19 protein-coding genes are annotated in these 18,782 nt (G+C 67.5%); 8 read left to right on the top strand and 11 right to left on the bottom strand.

Features of this window, described 5'->3' with window-relative positions; all coding sequences use genetic code 11:
* Positions 1-26: 26 nt before the first annotated feature.
* The 4 genes from LTV02_RS11240 to LTV02_RS11225 all read right to left on the bottom strand — a co-directional run bounded on the left by LTV02_RS11240 (position 27) and on the right by LTV02_RS11225 (position 3,414).
* Entirely contained in the window at positions 27-389 is a 363-nt protein-coding gene (locus LTV02_RS11240) for a DUF2568 domain-containing protein (RefSeq protein ID WP_233039936.1), read from the bottom strand.
* The gene (locus LTV02_RS11235; RefSeq protein ID WP_233039935.1) at positions 386-2,488 is read right to left on the bottom strand and encodes an MMPL family transporter; all 2,103 of its coding nucleotides are present in this window, start codon (positions 2,486-2,488) and stop codon (positions 386-388) included. The genes LTV02_RS11240 and LTV02_RS11235 overlap by 4 nt, the downstream gene beginning before the upstream one ends.
* The gene (locus LTV02_RS11230; protein WP_067709076.1) at positions 2,488-3,021 is read right to left on the bottom strand and encodes a hypothetical protein; all 534 of its coding nucleotides are present in this window, start codon (positions 3,019-3,021) and stop codon (positions 2,488-2,490) included. Before LTV02_RS11230 ends, LTV02_RS11235 begins: the two co-directional genes overlap by 1 nt.
* Before the next feature lie 75 nt (positions 3,022-3,096).
* A complete protein-coding gene (locus LTV02_RS11225) occupies positions 3,097-3,414 on the bottom strand; it encodes a hypothetical protein (protein WP_233039934.1) in 318 nt (105 codons plus the stop codon).
* A 271-nt stretch (positions 3,415-3,685) separates the two neighbouring features.
* Here LTV02_RS11225 and LTV02_RS11220 point away from each other — a divergent pair, with 271 nt between their 5' ends.
* Genes LTV02_RS11220 through LTV02_RS11210 form a run of 3 tightly spaced genes read left to right on the top strand, consistent with a single transcriptional unit; the run spans position 3,686 to position 6,053 of the window.
* Complete coding sequence (locus LTV02_RS11220) at positions 3,686-4,693, top strand: YncE family protein (protein ID WP_233039933.1); 1,008 nt, start codon at positions 3,686-3,688, stop codon at positions 4,691-4,693.
* Positions 4,693-4,956: a DUF5703 family protein gene (locus tag LTV02_RS11215; RefSeq protein ID WP_067709072.1), complete on the top strand. Its 264-nt coding sequence runs from the start codon at positions 4,693-4,695 to the stop codon at positions 4,954-4,956. Before LTV02_RS11220 ends, LTV02_RS11215 begins: the two co-directional genes overlap by 1 nt.
* A 17-nt stretch (positions 4,957-4,973) precedes the next feature.
* The gene (locus LTV02_RS11210; protein WP_233041548.1) at positions 4,974-6,053 is read left to right on the top strand and encodes a quinone-dependent dihydroorotate dehydrogenase; all 1,080 of its coding nucleotides are present in this window, start codon (positions 4,974-4,976) and stop codon (positions 6,051-6,053) included.
* An 82-nt stretch (positions 6,054-6,135) separates the two neighbouring features.
* On the opposite strand, the gene LTV02_RS11205 is transcribed toward LTV02_RS11210, so the two are convergent.
* The 3 genes from LTV02_RS11205 to LTV02_RS11195 all read right to left on the bottom strand — a co-directional run bounded on the left by LTV02_RS11205 (position 6,136) and on the right by LTV02_RS11195 (position 7,263).
* The gene (locus tag LTV02_RS11205; protein ID WP_233039932.1) at positions 6,136-6,528 is read right to left on the bottom strand and encodes a hypothetical protein; all 393 of its coding nucleotides are present in this window, start codon (positions 6,526-6,528) and stop codon (positions 6,136-6,138) included.
* A gap of 169 nt (positions 6,529-6,697) precedes the next feature.
* Positions 6,698-6,985: a hypothetical protein gene (locus tag LTV02_RS11200; RefSeq protein ID WP_233039931.1), complete on the bottom strand. Its 288-nt coding sequence runs from the start codon at positions 6,983-6,985 to the stop codon at positions 6,698-6,700.
* On the bottom strand, positions 6,982-7,263 hold the full coding sequence (locus LTV02_RS11195; protein WP_233039930.1) for a hypothetical protein: 282 nt from the start codon (positions 7,261-7,263) through the stop codon (positions 6,982-6,984). The genes LTV02_RS11200 and LTV02_RS11195 overlap by 4 nt, the downstream gene beginning before the upstream one ends.
* A 338-nt stretch (positions 7,264-7,601) precedes the next feature.
* Between LTV02_RS11195 and LTV02_RS11190 the strand changes: the two genes are divergently transcribed.
* The 4 genes from LTV02_RS11190 (at position 7,602) to LTV02_RS11175 (ending at position 13,200) form a co-directional block, all read left to right on the top strand.
* Positions 7,602-9,143, top strand: coding sequence for a carbohydrate kinase family protein (locus tag LTV02_RS11190; RefSeq protein ID WP_233039929.1), 1,542 nt, complete (start codon positions 7,602-7,604; stop codon positions 9,141-9,143).
* A 116-nt stretch (positions 9,144-9,259) separates the two neighbouring features.
* Positions 9,260-10,030, top strand: coding sequence for a GTP cyclohydrolase II (locus LTV02_RS11185; RefSeq protein WP_233039928.1), 771 nt, complete (start codon positions 9,260-9,262; stop codon positions 10,028-10,030).
* Between the two features lie 294 nt (positions 10,031-10,324).
* A complete protein-coding gene (locus LTV02_RS11180; protein WP_233039927.1) occupies positions 10,325-11,188 on the top strand; it encodes a GTP cyclohydrolase II in 864 nt (287 codons plus the stop codon).
* 182 nt (positions 11,189-11,370) lie between these two features.
* Complete coding sequence (locus LTV02_RS11175; RefSeq protein ID WP_233039926.1) at positions 11,371-13,200, top strand: AMP-dependent synthetase/ligase; 1,830 nt, start codon at positions 11,371-11,373, stop codon at positions 13,198-13,200.
* A 62-nt stretch (positions 13,201-13,262) separates the two neighbouring features.
* On the opposite strand, the gene LTV02_RS39225 is transcribed toward LTV02_RS11175, so the two are convergent.
* A complete protein-coding gene (locus tag LTV02_RS39225) occupies positions 13,263-14,573 on the bottom strand; it encodes a phthiocerol/phthiodiolone dimycocerosyl transferase family protein (protein WP_269821622.1) in 1,311 nt (436 codons plus the stop codon).
* A gap of 128 nt (positions 14,574-14,701) precedes the next feature.
* On the opposite strand from LTV02_RS39225, the gene LTV02_RS11165 reads away from it, so the two are divergent.
* On the top strand, positions 14,702-15,256 hold the full coding sequence (locus tag LTV02_RS11165) for a TetR/AcrR family transcriptional regulator (RefSeq protein WP_233039925.1): 555 nt from the start codon (positions 14,702-14,704) through the stop codon (positions 15,254-15,256).
* 57 nt (positions 15,257-15,313) lie between these two features.
* On the opposite strand, the gene LTV02_RS11160 is transcribed toward LTV02_RS11165, so the two are convergent.
* The 3 genes from LTV02_RS11160 to LTV02_RS11150 all read right to left on the bottom strand — a co-directional run bounded on the left by LTV02_RS11160 (position 15,314) and on the right by LTV02_RS11150 (position 18,618).
* Positions 15,314-15,850, bottom strand: a complete 537-nt coding sequence (locus tag LTV02_RS11160; protein ID WP_233039924.1) for a YbhB/YbcL family Raf kinase inhibitor-like protein — start codon at positions 15,848-15,850, stop codon at positions 15,314-15,316.
* A gap of 16 nt (positions 15,851-15,866) precedes the next feature.
* Complete coding sequence (locus LTV02_RS11155) at positions 15,867-17,216, bottom strand: M20/M25/M40 family metallo-hydrolase (protein WP_067709051.1); 1,350 nt, start codon at positions 17,214-17,216, stop codon at positions 15,867-15,869.
* Positions 17,217-17,397: 181 nt separating this feature from the next.
* Positions 17,398-18,618 (bottom strand): hypothetical protein, encoded by a 1,221-nt coding sequence (locus tag LTV02_RS11150; RefSeq protein WP_233039923.1) that lies wholly within the window; start codon positions 18,616-18,618, stop codon positions 17,398-17,400.
* Positions 18,619-18,782 lie beyond the last annotated feature (164 nt).

Below are 18,782 nucleotides of genomic sequence, written 5' to 3'. Positions count from 1 at the left end.
GTGGATCGCAGCGGTCGGCCTCGACCTCATGCGTCCGCTATCGGGTGCTCGTGCCTCCAGTAGATGCGCAAGAGTCCGTTCACGATCCAGATCGCGACGAACAGTGCGCCGGCGAGCGGTGTCCAGGCGAAGGCGAGCAGGAGCGCGGCGCCGCCGAACCAGGCGAGCTCCAGAAGGGCGCGGCGCCAGCCGGTTTGCGGGTAGCGGGCGTCCTTGGCGGCGCCGAAGAGGGCCCAGATCGTGATGAACAGGGCCGGGGCGGCCAGGGCGGCGAGGATGCGGAGGGCGAGTGGGGCGTCGAGGGTGGCGCCCCACCAGGCGGCGGCGGCCAGGACGGCGAGTTCCAGCAAGAACATCAGGAGCAGGTTCGCGCCCTTGAGTACGGTCATCGCCACACCAGTTTCAGTACCGCCGGGGTGAGGAGCATGCGAATCACCGTGGCGTCCAACAACAATGCCGCGATCATGCCGTAGGCGATGTACTTCATCAACACCAGGTCCGAGAATCCGAAAGCGCCGGTGACGACGATGAGGATGGCCGCGGCGGAGGTGATGACGCCGCCGGTGTGGGCGATGCCGTAGCGGATGGCCTCCGCGGGTGCGGCGCCGTCGGCGCGGGCCTCGGCCATCCGCGATTGCAGGAACACCTCGTAGTCGGTGGACAGGCCGAACAGCACGGTCACGATCAGCACCAGGACCGCGAACATCAGCGGACCGGGGGTGAAATCGAACAGGGACGCGCCGTGGCCTTCGACGAAGATCCAGGTCAGGATGCCCAGCGTGGCGCCGAGGCTGAGCGCGCTCATGACCACGGCTTTGACCGCCAGCACGAGCGAGCGGAAGGCCGCGTACATCAGCGCCAGCGCGGCGGCGACGAGAATGACCGCCAGCAGCGGCAGGCCCTTGATCAGGCCCAGGATGCTGTCACGTTCGAGCGCGGGCACACCGGCGACCATCACCTGCACACCGCCCGGTTCGGGAATGGCGCGCAGGGCCGCCATCACCGTGTCGGCGTCACGTTTGTCGCCCAGCCCGCTGGCCAGCACCGTCACCCCGTCCTTGGTCGGCGCCGCGGGATCGAACGGCCCGGTCATGTACTGCTTGGTGACCTGGTTGGCCTCGTAGCGGATATCGGACAGCTGCTGCGGATTCGCGTCCACCACAACCAGTTTCAGCGGTTCGGTGCGGAAGGAGGGGAACAGCCGGTCGAAGTCCTGCTGCGCTACGCGCGCCGAATTGCCCGAGGCCAGATAGCGTTCGCTGAGCCCGCCGAACTCGATATTGCGGAACGGGATGATCAGCACCAGCAGCCCCAGCACGATCGGCACGATCACCAGCACCGGTTTGCGCATGGCGAACAACGCCAGCCGCGAGAAGAATCCGTTGTCGATCTGCTCGGCGGTGCGGATCGAGGCCAGCCGATGCCAGCCCCACAGATCGATGCGCCGCCCCACGATGCTCAGCACCGCCGGCAATGCCGTCACCGACAGCACCGCCGCCAGCAGCACCGAGGAGATCCCGCCCAGCGGCACCGACCGCAGCACCCCGTTCGGGTAGATGAACAACGCCCCCAGCGACACCGCGATGATCGCCGCCGAGAACAGCACCGTGCGCCCCGCCGTCGCCACCGTGCGCGCGGTCGCCTCCTCCACGCTGCGCCCGGCCGCCAGCTCCTCCCGGAACCGGGTCACCGCGAACAGCCCGTAGTCGATGGCCAGCCCCAAACTCACCAAAGTGACCACCGCCGAAGCGAACACATTGACCTGAATGTGATCGGTCAGCATCCGCATGATGCCCTGGGTGCCCAGAATCGTCATGCCGCCGATCAGCACCGGCAGCAGCGCCCCCACCACGCCGCCGAACACGAAATACAGCAGGATCGCCACGATCGGCAGCGCGATCAGCTCCGCGCGCTCGATATCGCGCTGCATCCCGGTATTGATGCCCTCCACCACCGGCTGCATACCCGCCAGCTGCACCGTCGTCCCACCCGGCCCGGAACCTGCTGCGCCGGAACCGAATTGGTTCTTGATCGCCATATAGTTCTCGACGGTGTCGGTGCCGCCGTCGCCGCGCAAGCCGATACTGGCGAAGGCGTGGGTGCGGTCGGCGTCGGCGAACTGGCCCATCATCGGGCCGTCGAAATACGAGTCGATCTTCAAGATGCGGGCCGATTCGGTCGTGCGCAGCCGCTCGAGATCGGCGGTCACCGCCGCACGCACCTCGGGGCTGTCCACGGTCCGCCCCGCCGGCGCGGTGTAGAGCACGATCAGATCGCTGTCGGTATCGCGCCCGAACGTCGCATCGGCCAGCTTCGAGGCCGCCACCGATTCACTGGATTCGTCGAACCAGCCCTCCTGGGTCAGATGATCGCCCAGATCCCGGCCGTGGAACCCGGAGGCCAGCACCACCAGAGCGAACAATCCGAACACCAGGTACCGGTTGCGGTGGATCAGGCGCCCCCACCGCAGGGATCCGGCCTCGAGCATTACCCGCAGGCCGCCGTGGTGTAGTCCGCCGAGCGCAGGATCCCGCACAGGTCGGTGCGCGAGATCTTCCAGCGCCCGTCCTTGTTCACGAAATGCACCACCGTGGTGCGCACATTGCTGCCGGTGCCGTCCTTGTCCAGGCTCAGCGTCGCGGTCAGGGTGCCGTCGTGATTGTCGAACACCGGATCACGCACCCCGTACACGGCCTTCGGATTGTCCTGCAGCGCTTTGTACATGTCCGGGATGGCGTCCTTGAACGCCTCCCCGTCCTCGATCAGCGCGGTCCGGTCGCTGTCGGGCAGCGCCGGATTCAACGCCGCCTTGATCTGCGCGTCCAATTCCGCGGCGGTGGGCAGCGGCGGACGCTGGGCCGAGGAGACGGCGGCCGCGGCCGAGGACGAACTCAGCGCCGCGTACGCCGAGGAGCGCGCGGCGGCGACCGATTCCTCGTCGGAGGAGCCGCCGCAGGCGGTCACGGCCGCGACCAGCACGGCGATCATCGATGCGGCGGCGGCCGGTCGTCGGAATGCCATCAACTTCCTCGGATGCTCGAACTGCGGTTGTGTGCCGTTAGTTTGTCATGCGAGCGAAGAGATGTGATCTTCGTGTCACATGCCGTCGATGACCGCGCCCAGACGACCCAATAGCGCGCGCACCGTGGTGGCCTCGCGCGGCTGGGCCGCCGGCACCGGTACCGCCAGCGGCACCAGGTCGCGCACCAGCGCCACCACCGACCGTTCGTCGTCCAGATCGACATCGGTGACCTGGGCGGTCGCGACCGCGACCACATCCTCGGCGGCGGGTACCGCGGTCTCCAGATCCTCCCGGTAGATCTCCAGCGTCAAGGTCGCGCGCACCGTCCGGAACGCGAAGGACCGTCCGTCCCCCACCGCGCCGAACCCGTGCGCCCAACGACCCACGGTCACGTCTTCGACGATGAAGCCCGAAGTGTGGTCGCCTACCAACACAAACTCCCTGTCCCAGCCCGCTGTTGCCTTCCACCGTAACCGCTGTCACCGACACCGGCCCGAAACCCCATGTCACGTCATGCAATACGGCATCGAGTGCGCGAATCCCGGTCGCGGCGCGCCGCCGCGCATACCCCCGCCGACCGGGCCGGGTCAGGGATCATGTTCAGATTAGAGAGCACGCATGATTACGTCGGTAGGTAAGTCGGTTAGGTAAGGAGCTCGCTGCATGCGCCGTCGCGGCTGGATGACCTCTGCCCTCGCGGGCGCGGCGGCAGTAGCCCTGCTGGCCGGCTGCTCCTCCGGCGACGGCGTCGAGGACAAGGCGCAGCGCGATCCCGCGACCCCGGCCAGTGCGCCCGCGGCCGCCGCGCCCGCCGGGACCGTGAGCGCCGATTCCGCCATCACCGAACTGCTCGCCGTGCCCGGCAGCGGGACCCTGGCCCTGGTCGGCGGGGATCGGACCCAGCTGCGGCTGCGGGCGGCCGACGGGTCGGTACGCACGCTCGCGCTGCCCGGACCCGCCAACGAGCTCGCCGCCGGGGCATCGCACGAGGTGCTGGTCGCCGTGCCCGGCAAGGTGCTGCGCGTGAACGCCGACACCGCCGCCATCGGTGAGATCGCCGTGGACGGGGACGTGCGCTCGGTCGCGCTGCGCTCCGACGGCAGCCTCGCGGTCGGGCTCGGCACCGGCAAGGTGGTGCTGCTGGACGCGGACGGCACTGTGCGCCACACCATTTCGGGACTGGTCTCCGCCGACGTGATCGACGCGCGCGAGGACGCCATCGTGGTCCTCGATCGCCGCCAGACCACCGTCACCGCGCTGAACCTGTCCGACAACCGGCTCGGGCTGACCCTGCGCGCCGGCGAAGGCGCCACCAACATGATCGGCGATCACTACGGCCGGCGCATCGTCATCGACACCGCGGGCGGCGAACTGCTGGTCTACACCGCCGATCCCTTGGTCCTGCACCAGCGTTTCCCGGTAGGCTCTTCGCCCTACGCACTCGCCTACGACGATCGCTCCGAGACCGTGTGGGTGACGCTGACAGGCACCAACGAAGTCGTCGGCTACGACCTGTCGACGGGTATACCGGTAGAGGTAGGGCGTTTCCCGACAGTGCGCCAACCCGACACCGTGACCATCGACAACGCCACCGGCGACCTGTTCGTGGGATCCGCGACCGGTGACGGTCTGCAACGGATCGGCGCGGACCAGCGGAAGAGAGGGCAGTGATGGCTCGGGCCTCACATTCTGCGCGACACTCGCGCACCTTACCGGCGGGCTGGGAGGAATCCAGCGACGAATGGGAATACGTCCCCCTGCGACTACCCCCGGAAGTCAACCGCGTGACGACCGCCATGCGCCTGGCCATCCAGGCCGAATACGGCGGCTGGGAACTGTCGCGGGTCCGCGCCTATACCGACGGCAGCCGGCGGGTACTCCTACGCCGACGAAAAAGCTCCCTGCTAGCCCCGACCCCTGAGGCGGTGATGTAACCCGCATGTCCGAGCGTCTGTACGCCCTGTTGCTGAAGGTGATGTTCCTGTTCCCGCCGGAACGCATCCACCATCTGGCTTTCGCGGCCATGAAACTCGCCACCCGGTTCGCCCCGGGCCGCGCGGTGACCGCGAGACTTCTCGTCGCCGACGACCCCATACTGCGCACCCGCCTGTTCGGCGTGGACTTCCCCGCGCCCTTGGGCCTGGCCGCCGGCTTCGACAAGAACGCCGAAGGCGCAGACGCCTGGGGCCCCCTCGGTTTCGGCTACGCCGAGATTGGCACCGTGACGGCGCAGGCGCAACCGGGCAATCCGGCCCCGCGCCTGTTCCGCCTGCCCGCCGATCGCGCGCTGATCAACCGCATGGGGTTCAACAACTTCGGTGCGGCCGCCGCGGCCGAGCATCTGGCGCGCCGGCTGCCCGGCGGGGTTCCGCTGGGCGCCAATATCGGCAAGACCAAGGTCACCGAACCCGAGGACGCGGCCGCCGATTACGCCATCAGCGCCGAACTGCTCGGCCCGCTGGCCGATTTCATGGTCGTCAACGTGTCCTCCCCCAACACGCCGGGTCTGCGTGACCTGCAAGCGGTGGAGTCGCTGCGCCCGATCCTGCAGGCCGTGCTGGATTCGGTGACCATCCCCGTTCTGGTCAAGATCGCCCCCGACCTGTCGGACGAGGACATCGACGCCGTCGCCGACCTGGCCGTCGAGCTGGGCCTGGCAGGCATCGTGGCCACCAACACCACCATCCGCCGCGATGGCCTGGCCACTCCTGCCGCCGAGGTCGAATCCCTCGGCGCCGGCGGCCTTTCCGGCGCCCCGGTCGCGGACCGCTCGCTCGAGGTCCTGCGCCGTCTCTACGCCCGCGTCGGCGACAAACTGGTCCTGATCTCCGTCGGCGGCATCGAAACCGCCGACCAGGCGTGGGAGCGCATCCTTGCCGGAGCCTCACTCCTGCAGGGCTATACCGGCTTCATCTACGGTGGCCCGTTCTGGCCCCGCCGCATCCACCGCGGCCTGGCCGAGAAACTCCGGGCCCACGGCTACTCCAGCCTGTCGGAGGCCGTCGGAGCGGGGCATCACACTCGCGCCTGACCCGAACCACCACTCGATGCACCCCGTGCGAATCCGCATGGGGTGCATTTGTTTTCCGGGCGATCTCCCTCGCTGACCCGGCTCACGGATGCCGCGATCGCGCCGCCAGTGCCGCAGCCGACCGCCCGCCCCCGGAGGCCCCGGGCAATTCGTTCTCGAGCGGAACCACGACTCCGGTGTCCTGGTGCATGCGCTCGGCCATACGCCGAGCCAGCACGAGCACCGCATGCTCCACCCCGATGCCGAGCCGGGCCGCACGATCGGCCGCGGTGGCATGCGCACCGTGATCGTCGACGATGTGCGGGTCGGAGAGAATCTCGTCGAGCTCCATCCCCGCCCACGCCTGCTCCCAGGTCAGCCGGTGCTCGGGCAGCCAGCTCAGCCGCCACACCTCTTCGGTGAAACCGTGTGCGCGGAAAGCGAATTCGGGAGTCAGATCGCTGACCATGGCGCGGCTGCTGATATCGATTGTCACGGGGGTCCTCCTCGGGCCGTCCACGCGAGCGCGGCGCTCACCGCATCTCGCGTCGTGCTGCTCCCGTCGCCGACGATTGCCCGCGGCGGAGTTGTGTCATCCCTCATCGAATTCCGGGCGGTTGGTATTTCTAGAATTCCAGCATCCACCCGAATTGCCGGAATTACGATCATCGATTCCGCCGTCTCCCCTCCAGCACCGCCATGGCCTCCTCCACGGCGATCCCCAACTCCCCCGCACTGGCGATGGCGCGGGCGGCGAGAATCACATCTCGCTGGTAGTGGTTCCCCGAAAAGATCTCCGCAAGCTCCATTCCCGCCAACGCCTGCGCCCGCGTGAGCAACCGCTGCGGCAACCAGCTCACCCTCCAGTCGTACTCCCACCCGTCCGCGACCCGATGCGCGGCCTCGAAGGTCAGCTCGCTGGTCATCTGCCAGTCGGAGTAGAAGATGGTCACCCGAGATTCCCCCGCTCCCGCAGGCGCTGGTGCAGTACCGCCTGCACGTGTTGGACGGTGGTCCCCAGCGCCGCCGCGATCGTCGCCGCTTCGGCTCCGGGTTCGTCTGCGCCGCTGCACATCTCGGTGAGGCGCATCGCCGCCGTCGCCATGTCGTGGTCCAGCAGCGTCTCCGGGCGCCAGCTCAGCTTCCAGGCCGGTTCCTCGCGATCGGCGAGGCGGCGCGCCCACTCCGGGCTGATGCTGCTGGTGATGGATCGACTGCTCTCGTATAGCACGACACGCTCCCGAAGCGGATGTGGTTCCCTGGACGGCGAATCAGCGAAAGGCGCATCTCCGGTGGGATACCTCGCCGCCGTCGTGCGCCGCTCTCGACCCGCGCGTAGCCCGCGCGCACCGCCGGAGTCGTCGTACCGGTTGCACTGATCCCATCACCAGAACCTCCCGAACTGTCTGGTGGGGCTGTATTTCGCCAAGCCCAGTATGGCATTTGCCGTCTATCACCGGCATTTGCCGCTACTACAAGGGATTTGACGGTTCCGTTGTACGATAAACCTGACCGCCGGTCTCATCTCGTTCGATTCGGGTGGCTGATTAGTTGCTGTCATTCCTCTGCGTGAACAAGGCAATTGCCGGTGCCGCAAGGGATTTGACATTCGAGCTGTTCGCCGACGCTCCCGGCGGTATCGTTGGGGATTGCATGGCGAAGAATCAGAGCTCAGGGCGTTCCAATCCTGCGGCGAGACCGCAGGATCCCCGCGTGGTCGCGGTGCGCAGCGTACTGATGGGTCTGAGGAAGCGGTCAGGTCTCAGCTCGGCCCGTTTACGAAGTACCGAGATCGACACGGCCACGCTCCTGCAACTCAGCGTGACGAAACGCTATGCCTACCTGCATGGTCTGACGCCGGCGGAGGCATTGCCGGAGATGATGGCGCATGTTGCGCGCCAACTGCCTCCCTCGCAACTGTTGATCGTGGATGCCGAGCTCGGGTTGGACATCCTGCGCGGCGATCCGCCGGCCGGAATAGAGCTCGATCAGCTGTATGGGGCGAACCTGGACGATCGGCGGCGCTACCTGGCCCAGCAATGGCGTCGATTGCACGAGACGCTCGGGGTAGCCGATGTCGGAACCAACCCGACGGCACGCGCTTTACGCGATGCGCCGGAATTCGAAGCCTTCACCGCGCTCGCCGAACTGCTGGTGTCCGGCGCCATCGGGATCTCCCCCCGCAGCAGCACTGCGACCGTGGTGGGTGACGCGGCAATGGACCAGATTCACATTGTGGACGAGATCCCCGGTGCGGGTATGGCCGTCTGGGGAGATTTCCTGCGTCATCCGGGCGGCAAGGGGTTGAACAGGGCTGTCGCACTGGCACGGCTGGGAATCGACGCCCGGCTGATCGCCGCGGTCGGCGCCGACACCGATGGCGAAGCGGTCCTGAAGTATTTGCAGGAGCAGGACATCGACACCAGTCTGATCAAAGAAGTCGCTCGAGCTCGGACACCGCTGGCCACGGTCATGATGCAGCGCAATGGAGAAGTCGCGACGATCGCCTTCAAGGAAGACCGCATTCGGTTGACCGGGAACGATCTGGAAGCAGGGCCGATCGTCCTCGCGATCCAGACTTCGGCGGCGGTCGTGGTGACGCTCGAACAGCCCGGGGAAATCGTCGCACAGGTGCTGATCACCGCGCGCGAGGCGCAGGACCCGCCCTGGGTGATCCTGGCGGCTTCGCCCCCGGCGCCGCTGCCACGATCGCTGTACACGCACCTGGCCGCCGTCGACTACGTGATTGGCACCAGCCGTGAGGTTGCCGAACTCTGGCCCGCTCGCGACCCGGGCGACAGTGCCGAGCGTCTGCTGCAACTGGGGGTCGGTGCGGTGTGCTTGATCGACGGGGCCCACTGCACCGTCCGGACTTCCGCCGGCACCCAAACCATCGAGCGGTTCGATACAGCGATGGCCGCGACCGCCGGTTCCTCGTCGGCCTTCTCCGCGGCGCTGGTCCATCGGCTGATGACCACGGGTACCGCCGCGGCCGGCGCCGACTTCGTCTGGGCCACGGCGGCAATGGCCGCGCGTCCGACCGCCTCGAACATCCCCGACTCGATGCCGGAGCTGTCCGCGATCGACCGGAAGGTGACGCGTCGTTCCTGAACAGTCGACGTTTCCGCTTGGCGCGCAAGGTAATCTGGATGGGAATATCGACCCGCGGGGCTTTTACGCACTGCACGAACCTGCGTCGGCGCGGGTCCGATGATGTAGGAGCGGACATGTCGCGACCGGACGATGTGCTCGATGACGGGGCGCGCGAGCGGGATACGAGTCACTACCTCACCTGCCGAGGCCGCACGCTGCTGGTGCGAGTGGAACCCTTGTCCGGCAAAGACATCGGGTACGCGATCGTTTTCGGTGAGGGCCTGCCGCGGCACGACTGCCTGGTGCGGGTGCATTCGCGATGCCTGTATGGCGAGGTTCTCGGATCCGACGACTGCGACTGCGGCGATGAACTTCATATGTCGCTCGACCTCATCTTCGAAGCCGGCACCGGTGTGCTGATCTATCTCGATCAAGAAGGACGCGGCGCGGGCCTGGTCGCGAAGGCGCTGGGCTATCAGCACGGCCAGCTCACCGGTGCCGATACCTTCGCCAGTTATGAGGCGCTGGGGATTCCGTCGGATTCACGAAATTACTCCGCTGCCGCTGAATTTCTGGTGGAGTCCGGAGTGCGATCGGTTCAGTTGTTGACGAACAACCCGGACAAGGTGCGAGCGCTTGTTTCGGCCGGTTTGGAAGTGGAAGTTGTTCCGCTTCATTTTCATCCTCGAACCGAGTGGGCTCGTCGGTATTTCGAGGCCAAACGAACAAGAGGCCACCTGATTCCGGAACGTGGTCGGAGTCGTATCGCGCTGACGCCGCGAATCGGTCGACTGGAGGGAAGCCGCTTGGATCGGCTGGCCACTGCTGCGGTGATCGCCGCCGGTGGTGTGATCACGGTGCTGGGCGTGCGGCGCATTCAGCGCGTCGGGGCGGCATTGATCTGACCTGGCCCCGCTGCCTGGCAGGTGCCGCGACGCTGCGTGTCGACACGCTGTCGGATCCAGCCGTAGCCGGACTGCGCGGGGTGGACTGTAGTACCCTCCCGCGTTGAAATCGACTGTGCCCGACGGTCTTGGTCGGCCGTTGTTCGGTTCCCCGCGCCTCCCGATCGCAAGGACGGGAGGCGCGGTGGCGTCTGCGCAGGTCAGTTCCGATGCAGGTCTACCTGTCTAGGCGAAACATGGTTCGGGCGCTGCGGGTTTCCGCTCTGGATGCGAGGCGGTCAGATGAGCTTGAGAATGGAGATGCCGATCGGATCCGAAGGCGTCGAGGCGGCCGATGAGGGCGTTCGAGGTATCGATTCGATCGCGGCGGCTGACGGTGCCGGGCCGCGGTCGAGCTCGGTCGACGGTGTGGGTACGCCCGGCTCGCCGAGTGCGGTGAATTGGCGCGAAATATCCGATACTCGGCATTTCCTCACCCGGAAACGATCGGAGATATCGGTGCGGGTGATGGAATTTCGGGGTATCGATGGTGGATATGTTCTGATATTCGGTGACGCCGAGCAATGTGCGGATCCGTTGGTGAGAATCCATTCTCGATGTCTTTATGGTGATGCGCTCCGTTCCGATGATTGTGACTGCGGCGCCGAACTGGAACAGTCGATGGACCTTATCCAATGCGAGGGCGCGGGCATCCTGGTGTATCTCGAACAAGAAGGTCGTGGGGCGGGGCTGATCGTGAAAGCAATGGGTCTGCGGATTTCGGACGAGACCGGCTGCGATACCTTCGAGGCGTACGAGGCGATGGGCGTCGCCCACGATCTGCGGCGGTTCGACGATGTCGCTGAACTTCTGCGCGACGGACTCGGATTGCGGACGGTCAGACTGTTGACCAACAACCCGCACAAGGTCGAGGCGCTGACCGCGAGGGGGATCGATGTCCGATCCCGGCCGTTGCGGACCGTACCTCGCAGCGCGCGAGCGCGAAAGTACCTGGAAGCGAAGCGAGTCCGCCGCCAGCACGATCTCCCCCCGGTTCGGGCCTGGACGTGGATCCTGCTGTTCCGACGAGTATGCATCGCGACCGCCACGGTCGGGATCGCGGCAATCTCCTTGCTGATCCTCCACGAGATCGCCGCGGCGGCATACCTGGGTTGGTAGGTCCCGGACATGTAGCCCGAGACACAACTGTCAATGTATGGCTACGATGAGTGAGCCGCGCCACACCGGCGCGCCACAATGAGCGTGGGTCGGGTTGGTCGTTCTCTCGGACGTCAGGGGTTCGCGCAGGTTGGATGGGTGCGCGTGGCGGGTGAAGCGAGAGGCACATCGGGAAAAGGGATATGACGACAGACATCGGCTATACGCACAAATCGGGCAAAACGGTCTTCACGATTCCGGAGGCGTTTCAGGAGACGGTGACGCTGCGGCCTGAGCAGGTGGCGATACGGACGGTGGGGGGAACCACCACGATCACGTGGCGGGAGTACGGGGAGCGGGTCAAGGTCATCGCGGCCGGGTTGGCGGGGCTGGGGGTGGGACACGGGGACACCGTCGGGATCATGTTGACCAACCGGCCGGAGTTCAACCTGGTCGATACCGCGGCGCTGCACCTGGGGGCGACGCCGTTCTCGATCTACAACACCAGCTCCCCCGAGCAGATCAAGCACCTGTTCACCAATGCTGAGAACAAGGTCGTCATCACCGAACCGGTGTTCCTGGACGCGGTGCGCGGGGCCGGCGTCGAGCTGGAACACATTGTGCTGGTGGAGGGTTCGGCCGACGGCACGATCACCCTGGCCGAGGTCGAGGCCGCACCGGCCGAGGGTTTCGATTTCGACGCGGCCTGGCGGGCGGTCAAGCCCGACGATGTCGCGACGCTGATCTACACCTCCGGCACCACGGGCCCGTCCAAGGGTGTGGAGCTCACCCATGAGAACGTGGTCGCGCAGATCGTGGGCTTGGTCGCCGGGCCGCTCACGGTCGGGCTGGACGACCGGTCGGTGTCGTACCTGCCGGCCGCCCATGTGGCGGACCGCATTTCGGGGCACTGCGCCAACCTGTTCACCGGCGTGCAGATGACCACCGTGCCCGATCCCCGCGAGATCGCCGCCGCGCTGCCCGACGCCCGCCCGACCGCGTTCTTCGGCGTGCCGCGCGTGTGGCAGAAGATCAAGGCCGGGATCGACGCCAAACTGGCCACCGAACCCAGCCCGGTGAAGAAATCCCTGGCCAACTGGGCGATCGGCGTCGGCGTCAATGCCGCGCGCGCCGATCTGGCCGGCACCGGCCGCGGCCTGCTGCTGGACGTGCAGCACAAACTGGCCGAGGCGCTGGTGCTGTCCAAGCTGCGCCACGCGCTCGGCTTCGACGAGCTGAAGGTCGCCGCCTCGGGCGCGGCGGCGATCCCGCCCGAAACCCTGGAATACATGCTGGGCCTGGGCTTCACGGTCACCGAGGTGTGGGGCATGTCGGAGACCTCCGGCGTCGGCACCTACACCCCGCTGGACAAGCCCAAGCCGGGCACCGTCGGAATTCCCATGCAGGGCGTGGAGATCCGGCTCGGCGAGGACGGTGAGCTGCTGCTGCGCGGCGCGCTCGTCACCCGCGGCTACCGCAAGATGCCCGACAAGACCGCCGAGGCGATCGACGGGGACGGCTGGCTGCACACCGGTGATGTGGCGACCATCGACGGCGACGGTTACGTCTCCATCGTGGATCGCAAGAAGGAACTCATCATCAACGAGTCGGGGAAGAACCTGTCCCCCACCAATATCGAGAACACCGTCAAGGCCGCGTCCTCGCTGGTCGGGCAGGTGGTGGCGATCGGTGACGCCAAACCGTTCATCGCCGCGCTGGTCGTGCTCGATCCCGATACCGCCGTGGTGCGGGCCAAGGCGCTGGGCACCCCCGACACCGATCTCAAAGCGCTGTCCACCCGCCCGGAGATCATCGAGGAGATCAAGGCGGCGGTGCAGACCGCCAATGCCAAACTCGCCCGGGTGGAACAGATCAAGCGGTTCGTGATCCTGGATACCGGCTGGGAGCCCGGCGGTGACGAACTCACCCCGACGCTCAAGCTCAAGCGCAACCCGATCACCAGCAAGTACGCCGCGGAGATCGCCGCGCTGTACACCACTCCGGCCCCGGAGAACGTGATCGACCTGGGCTGATCGCCCGGCGATCGAAAACCCCGGTGGGCCCGGACTTCTCGAAGTCCGGGCCCGCTTCGGCGTCAGGCACGGACCCCCGACGCGATGCGCCGCAGCTGCGCCGACATGGCTTCGGCGACCCGTCCCATCTGGCCGTGGCTGTGCTCGGCCGTGTCGTACTCCACCTGAATGTGCAACCGCCCGCCCACGGTGAAGAGCGTCATCTTCGGCGGCATCCCACCCGCCATGGCCGAAATCTCATCGCGCACGAACTCCACCCCGGCGGGCATCGAATGCGCCGCCAGCGCACCCATATTCGACAATGCGATGGACGGCTGCGCCGCGAACGCCGCCGCGGTCACCGCGTCCAGCTCGCGCTGCGCGGCCCGCATGAACAGCGCCGGGAACCCCATGGCCTGCGCCTCGGCCATGCGCGCGTGCACCTCCACGCCCACCGCCACGGGATCGGCGCCGGCATCCACCAACGCCGGAGTGCCCGCTCCCGCCGCGCAATTGAGCATTGTCGAGGCCGCCACCGCGCGGGGCAGCACCGGGCGCAGATCCACCGCGTGCCCGCACAGCAACGCCAACGCCCCGGCCGCCGGATCGAACTGCGCGCGCACCGCCACCAGCGCCGCCCCGCTCAGCAGACTGTTGACCGAGATCCCCCGCCCACGCGCCACCTCGACCAGCGCACCGGTCGCCCGCTCGTCCAACTCGATGCGCCGCACCGCGAACCGCCCCGCCGGATCCCCGATCCCGTCACCGTCCACGGGCAGGGTGCGCGGCGCCGCGCCCGCGTCGGACCCGGCCGCGGCCGCCCGGAACTGCGCCAGCAGCGCATCCACCGCCGCCTCGTCGACCACGGCCGCCAGCTGCTCGTCCACCCCGGGTATCAGCGCCAGATCCGAATCGGTGTGCGGCAGTGCCGAACCCGTGGTCAGTGCGGTGTAGCGGCGCCACATCTCGTCCAGCAGCGCGAACGCCGAGCGGCCGTCGCTGATGCCGTGATGCACGATCAGCACGATCCGCGTCGCCTCCGCCCCGCGCAGCAGCACCGCCTCGAACAATCCGTCACGCCATTGCGGGCGGGTGTTCAGCAGCTGCCGGTACCGCTGTTCGATCTCCCCGGCGTACTCGCGGACCGGCGGCCGATACCCGTCCACGACCTCGAAGTACTGTCCGCCGTCCCGGCCCGCGACCACGCGGCTGCGCAACAGCACATGCTCGCCCGCCAGTTCCGCCAGCACGCGCGCGAGCACCCCGGCGTCGATTCGCCCGCGCACCAGCGAGCCGATGAACAGCGGCATCCCGCCGATGGGCACGCTGCCCAGGCGGGTGCCGGTACTGAAATAGCTGATCTCGAACGGGGAAAGCGCGCGCCGCCTGGTCATTTCGGTGTTCCTTCGAGCGGAGGGATCGTGTCCAGCCCGACCATACACACGTTTCAAACACCTGTCACAAACAATTGTTTGAAACGATCGTCACAAACATCCGTTCGGTCGCTGTTACCCTGGTCGGCGTGGGAACCCGAGAAGATCTGCTGGCCGCGACCAAGCAATGCCTGGCCGAACGCGGCTACGCCCGCACCACCGTGCGCGATATCGTCGCCGCCTCCGGCGCCAACCTGGCCGCCATCAACTACCACTTCGGCACCCGCGACAAACTGCTGAACCAGGCCATGCTGGAATCCACCGCCGCCGCGGTCTCACACCTGCTCGACACCCTGCCCGCCGAAGACGCCGACACCGACTACGCCGAACGCCTGAACACCTTCTGGCACAAGCTGATCGGCTCCTTCACCGAGGACCGTGCGGTGTGGGCCGCCAATGCCGAAAGCCTCGCCCAGGCGCTGCACTCCCCCGAACTGGCCGCCGAAACCGGTGCGGCACAGGAGCAGGCGCGGGAAGGTCTGGCGCAAGCGCTCGGCGACGGCGATCGCGCCATGGGCGCGGTCCTGCAAACCCTGATCGGGGGCATGCTGGTGCAATACCTCATCGACCCCGAGCACGCCCCGGCCGCCGAGGACCTCACCGCCGGCATCCGCGGCCTGGCCCAGCGCCTCGGCCCGCACTGACCCCGGAAAACCGCGACGGCCCCGAACCGAAAGGTCCGGGGCCGCAACGAAACTACCTCAGAGCTGCTCGTGCGTGCCGATGATCGTCGCGCGCCCGATGGCGTTCATGAACAGGTTGAACCCCAGGTACGCCGGCGAGGCGTTCTCGTCCACCTCGAGCCGCTCCACACCCACCGCGTGCACCACCACGAAATACCGGTGCGCCCCGTGCCCCGCGGGCGGGAACGCCCCCGTGTACTGGTGCAGCCCCGCGTCGTTGCGCAGATGAATCGCCCCTTCCGGCAGCGATCCGCCCGCACTGGCCTGCCCGTTCTCCAGGCTGGTGGTGGTCACCGGAATATTGGCCACCACCCAGTGCCAGAACCCCGACGCCGTCGGCGCGTCCGGGTCGTACATGGTGACCGCGAAACTCTTGGTCTCGGCCGGGAATCCGCTCCAGCTCAGCTGCGGCGACACATCGCGGCCACCCGCCCCGCCCAGCGCGCTGACCTGATCGAGATGCAGCGGCTTGCCGTCGCTGATATCGGCGGAGGTGACGGTGAACTCGGGCAGCTGCGGCAGCGGCGCGTACGGGTTGTACGAATAGTCGGGCACGAGTGGTCCTTTCGTCTCAGCTGTTCAGCAGGAAGTGTTCCAGTACCCGGGTGCCGAATTCGAGCGACTCCACCGGAACCCGCTCGTCGACCCCGTGGAACAGGGCGGTGAAGTCCAGCTCCGGCGGCAATTGCAGCGGCGCGAACCCGAAGCAGCGGATGCCCAGGCGCGCGAAGGCTTTCGCGTCGGTGCCGCCGGAGAGCATGTAGGGCACGGTGCGGCCCTGCGGATCGTGGGCCAGGATGGCCTCGTTCATGGCGTCGACCAGATGGCCGTCGAAAGTGGTTTCGTAGGAATCGAGTTTGGTGATCCACTCGCGTTCCACGTCCGGGCCGATCAGCGCGTCGACCTCACGCTCGAACTCGGCCTGCCGGCCCGGCACCACCCGGCAGTCCACCACGGCCTCGGCGGTCTGCGGGATCACATTGGCCTTGTAACCGGCGCGCAGCATGGTCGGATTGGCGGTATCGCGCAGGGTCGCGCCGATGATGCGGGAAATGGTGCCCAGCTTCGCCAGCTGGCCTTCGATATCCGGGCTCGCCGGATCGAACGTCAGCCCCGATTCCTCGGCGACCGCGGCCAGGAACTCGGCCACCGAATCGGAGACCACCAGCGGGAAGGTGTGGGTGCCCAGCCGCGCGACCGCCTGCGCCAGAATCGTGACCGCGTTGTCCTCGTGCAGGAACGAGCCGTGACCGGCGCGGGCCTTGGCGCGCAAGCGCATCCAGCCCAGCCCCTTCTCGGCGGTCTCCACCAGATACAGGCGGCGCTCGGTGCCGTCCGGGCGCGGCACCGTCAGCGAGAACCCGCCGACCTCGCCGACCGCCTCGGTGATCCCCTCGAACAGATCCGGGCGATTGTCCACCAGCCACTGCGAACCCCAGCGGCCGCCGTTCTCCTCATCGGCCAGGAACGCCCACACGATATCGCGCGGCGGCACCGTGCCCTCGAGCTTGAACTGGCGGGCCACGGCCAGCATCATGCCGACCATATCCTTCATATCGACCGCGCCGCGCCCCCACACGTAACCGTCGCGCACCGCACCGGAGAACGGGTGCACGCTCCAATCGGCGGCCTCGGCGGGCACCACGTCCAGATGCCCGTGCATCATGAGCGCCCCGCGCGAGGAGTCCGCGCCCTTCAGCCGCGCGAACACATTCCCGCGCCCGGGCGCCCCGGATTCGACGTACTCGGTGGTGTACCCGGCCTGATGCAACTGATCGGCCACCCACTGCGCGCATTCACGCTCGCCCTTGGTGGTTTCCAGTTCGCCGGTATTGGAGGTGTCGAACCGGATCAGCTGACTGACCAGGTCGACCACTTCCGAGACGGCGCGGGAGGTGCTGGGTTCGGCGGTTTCGGACACGCACCAATGTCTACCACTGTTCCGCCTCTCCGAGATTTCAGCGCCCGGCTCGGGAGCCGTCGCCGGTCCCGTTCGCGTGCCGGCGGTCAGGTGCCGAGACCATTTCGGGCGTACCCCGGGAGTTACCCTCACCTCGCGAAATCAGTTGTCACCTCCCGTGTTCGAACGATGCGGTGCGGAATTACGATCGCAGCAAGCGCAATGTCGTGGTCAGCGTCGCCAGCAGCGAATCCAGCCGCTGATCGGCGATGCGGCGTTCGAGCAGATCCGGATCCAGGCGGGTGGTGGTGGCCCACAGTTCGCCGACATGCGCCTGCACGTCCACGTCGGTGGCGGCCAGCACCCACAGCAGCGGGGCCCACAATCGCCCCGCCTGCGCGATCGCGGGCAGCATCACCAGCGTGCTCGCATCCAGATTCGCCAGCTCGTTCCCGGCCAGCCGCCGCACCTGGGCGGGCGTGCGGGCCAGGGGTTCGAGCACCCCGCGCCACAGCGCGAGATCGCTGCTGCCGTCCACGGTCACGATCAGCTGCCCGGCGATCTCGGCCAGCACCGGGTTCATACCGAGCTTCAACAGCGCCGCCGGACCCAGCTGCCCGGCGAAGCGCAGCATGTCCGCGGTGGCGTCCGCGCCCAGGAACGTCACGATCAGATCGGCGACCGCCGAGGGCGGCGTCACCTCGAACAGGATGTCCCCGACCGCGCTCACCACATCCGGTGCGCACCGCGCGAACACCGACAGTGCCGCCAGCCGCAGTTCTTTGGACCCGTCGACCACGGTGCGCAGCAATTGCGGGACGCGCTGGCCGGGCCCGGTCAGCAGCTGGCGCACCACCGCCGACACCGCCTCCCCGGAATAGGCGTAGGACGCCGACCGGATCAGGCCCTCGTCATCGGGCACCCCCGCCTCGGCCGCGCGCACCAATTCCGGTGTGGCATAGGCCAGGAACGGTCCGGCGGTCACATAGTCACGCCGTTTGAGCAGCTCGTTCACGATCGCCACCACCGGTGCCGGCGGTGCGTCGTCGGCCAGCTGCCCGACCGTGCGGGGATCCAGGTACGGTGCGCAATCGGCCGCGTAGCTCACATCCAGCCGCAGCAGCGCGTCCACCGCCTTGCGCGGATGGCGCACCCCGACCGCGCCCGCCGCGCGCCCGGTCATCGCCGGCGGTACGAGCCGTTGCACGATGGGCAGCGAGATCGACAGCGGAATGATCGGCACCAGCGCGGAGATGCGGTCGAAAACCGGTGTGTGCTGGTCGAACAGCCGCCCGGAGATCCGCTCCTGCAATTCGTGCAGCCGCGCCGCGCCGAGCCGTTCGAGATGCGCCACCCGTTCCACGGGTACGTGCAGTGTCCTCGCCAGCAGCAGCAATTGCGCCCGGGTGACCAGATCCGTCATAAGACCGTCCGGGTCGAGCTACCGCCTGGATACGCGAATTCGATTGCGCCGGACATGATTTCCCCGCTTCCCGACCGCCTGGACCGTTCGCCCCGGCGTCAGCCGCCCATCATAGGGGCGCGAATGCGACGAAAAAGGCGAACCGTGCAGGTTCACAAGAGATG

Origin of the sequence: Nocardia yamanashiensis (assembly GCF_021183565.1) — a bacterium.
In the GTDB taxonomy this organism is placed as follows: Bacteria; Actinomycetota; Actinomycetes; order Mycobacteriales; family Mycobacteriaceae; genus Nocardia; species Nocardia yamanashiensis.
Note: the sequence above shows the minus strand (reverse complement) of the source record. Positions and strands in the feature narration are given on the sequence as shown.

Bases quoted from the DNA above. Each gene is read 5' to 3' on its own strand.
- LTV02_RS11240 (WP_233039936.1), bottom strand. From the start codon at position 389: ATGACCGTACTCAAGGGCGCGAACCTGCTCCTGATGTTCTTGCTGGAA.
- LTV02_RS11235 (WP_233039935.1), bottom strand. From the start codon at position 2,488: ATGCTCGAGGCCGGATCCCTGCGGTGGGGGCGCCTGATCCACCGCAAC.
- LTV02_RS11230 (WP_067709076.1), bottom strand. From the start codon at position 3,021: ATGGCATTCCGACGACCGGCCGCCGCCGCATCGATGATCGCCGTGCTG.
- LTV02_RS11220 (WP_233039933.1), top strand. From the start codon at position 3,686: ATGCGCCGTCGCGGCTGGATGACCTCTGCCCTCGCGGGCGCGGCGGCA.
- LTV02_RS11215 (WP_067709072.1), top strand. From the start codon at position 4,693: ATGGCTCGGGCCTCACATTCTGCGCGACACTCGCGCACCTTACCGGCG.
- LTV02_RS11185 (WP_233039928.1), top strand. From the start codon at position 9,260: ATGTCGCGACCGGACGATGTGCTCGATGACGGGGCGCGCGAGCGGGAT.
- LTV02_RS11180 (WP_233039927.1), top strand. From the start codon at position 10,325: ATGGAGATGCCGATCGGATCCGAAGGCGTCGAGGCGGCCGATGAGGGC.
- LTV02_RS11175 (WP_233039926.1), top strand. From the start codon at position 11,371: ATGACGACAGACATCGGCTATACGCACAAATCGGGCAAAACGGTCTTC.
- LTV02_RS39225 (WP_269821622.1), bottom strand. From the start codon at position 14,573: ATGACCAGGCGGCGCGCGCTTTCCCCGTTCGAGATCAGCTATTTCAGT.
- LTV02_RS11150 (WP_233039923.1), bottom strand. From the start codon at position 18,618: ATGACGGATCTGGTCACCCGGGCGCAATTGCTGCTGCTGGCGAGGACA.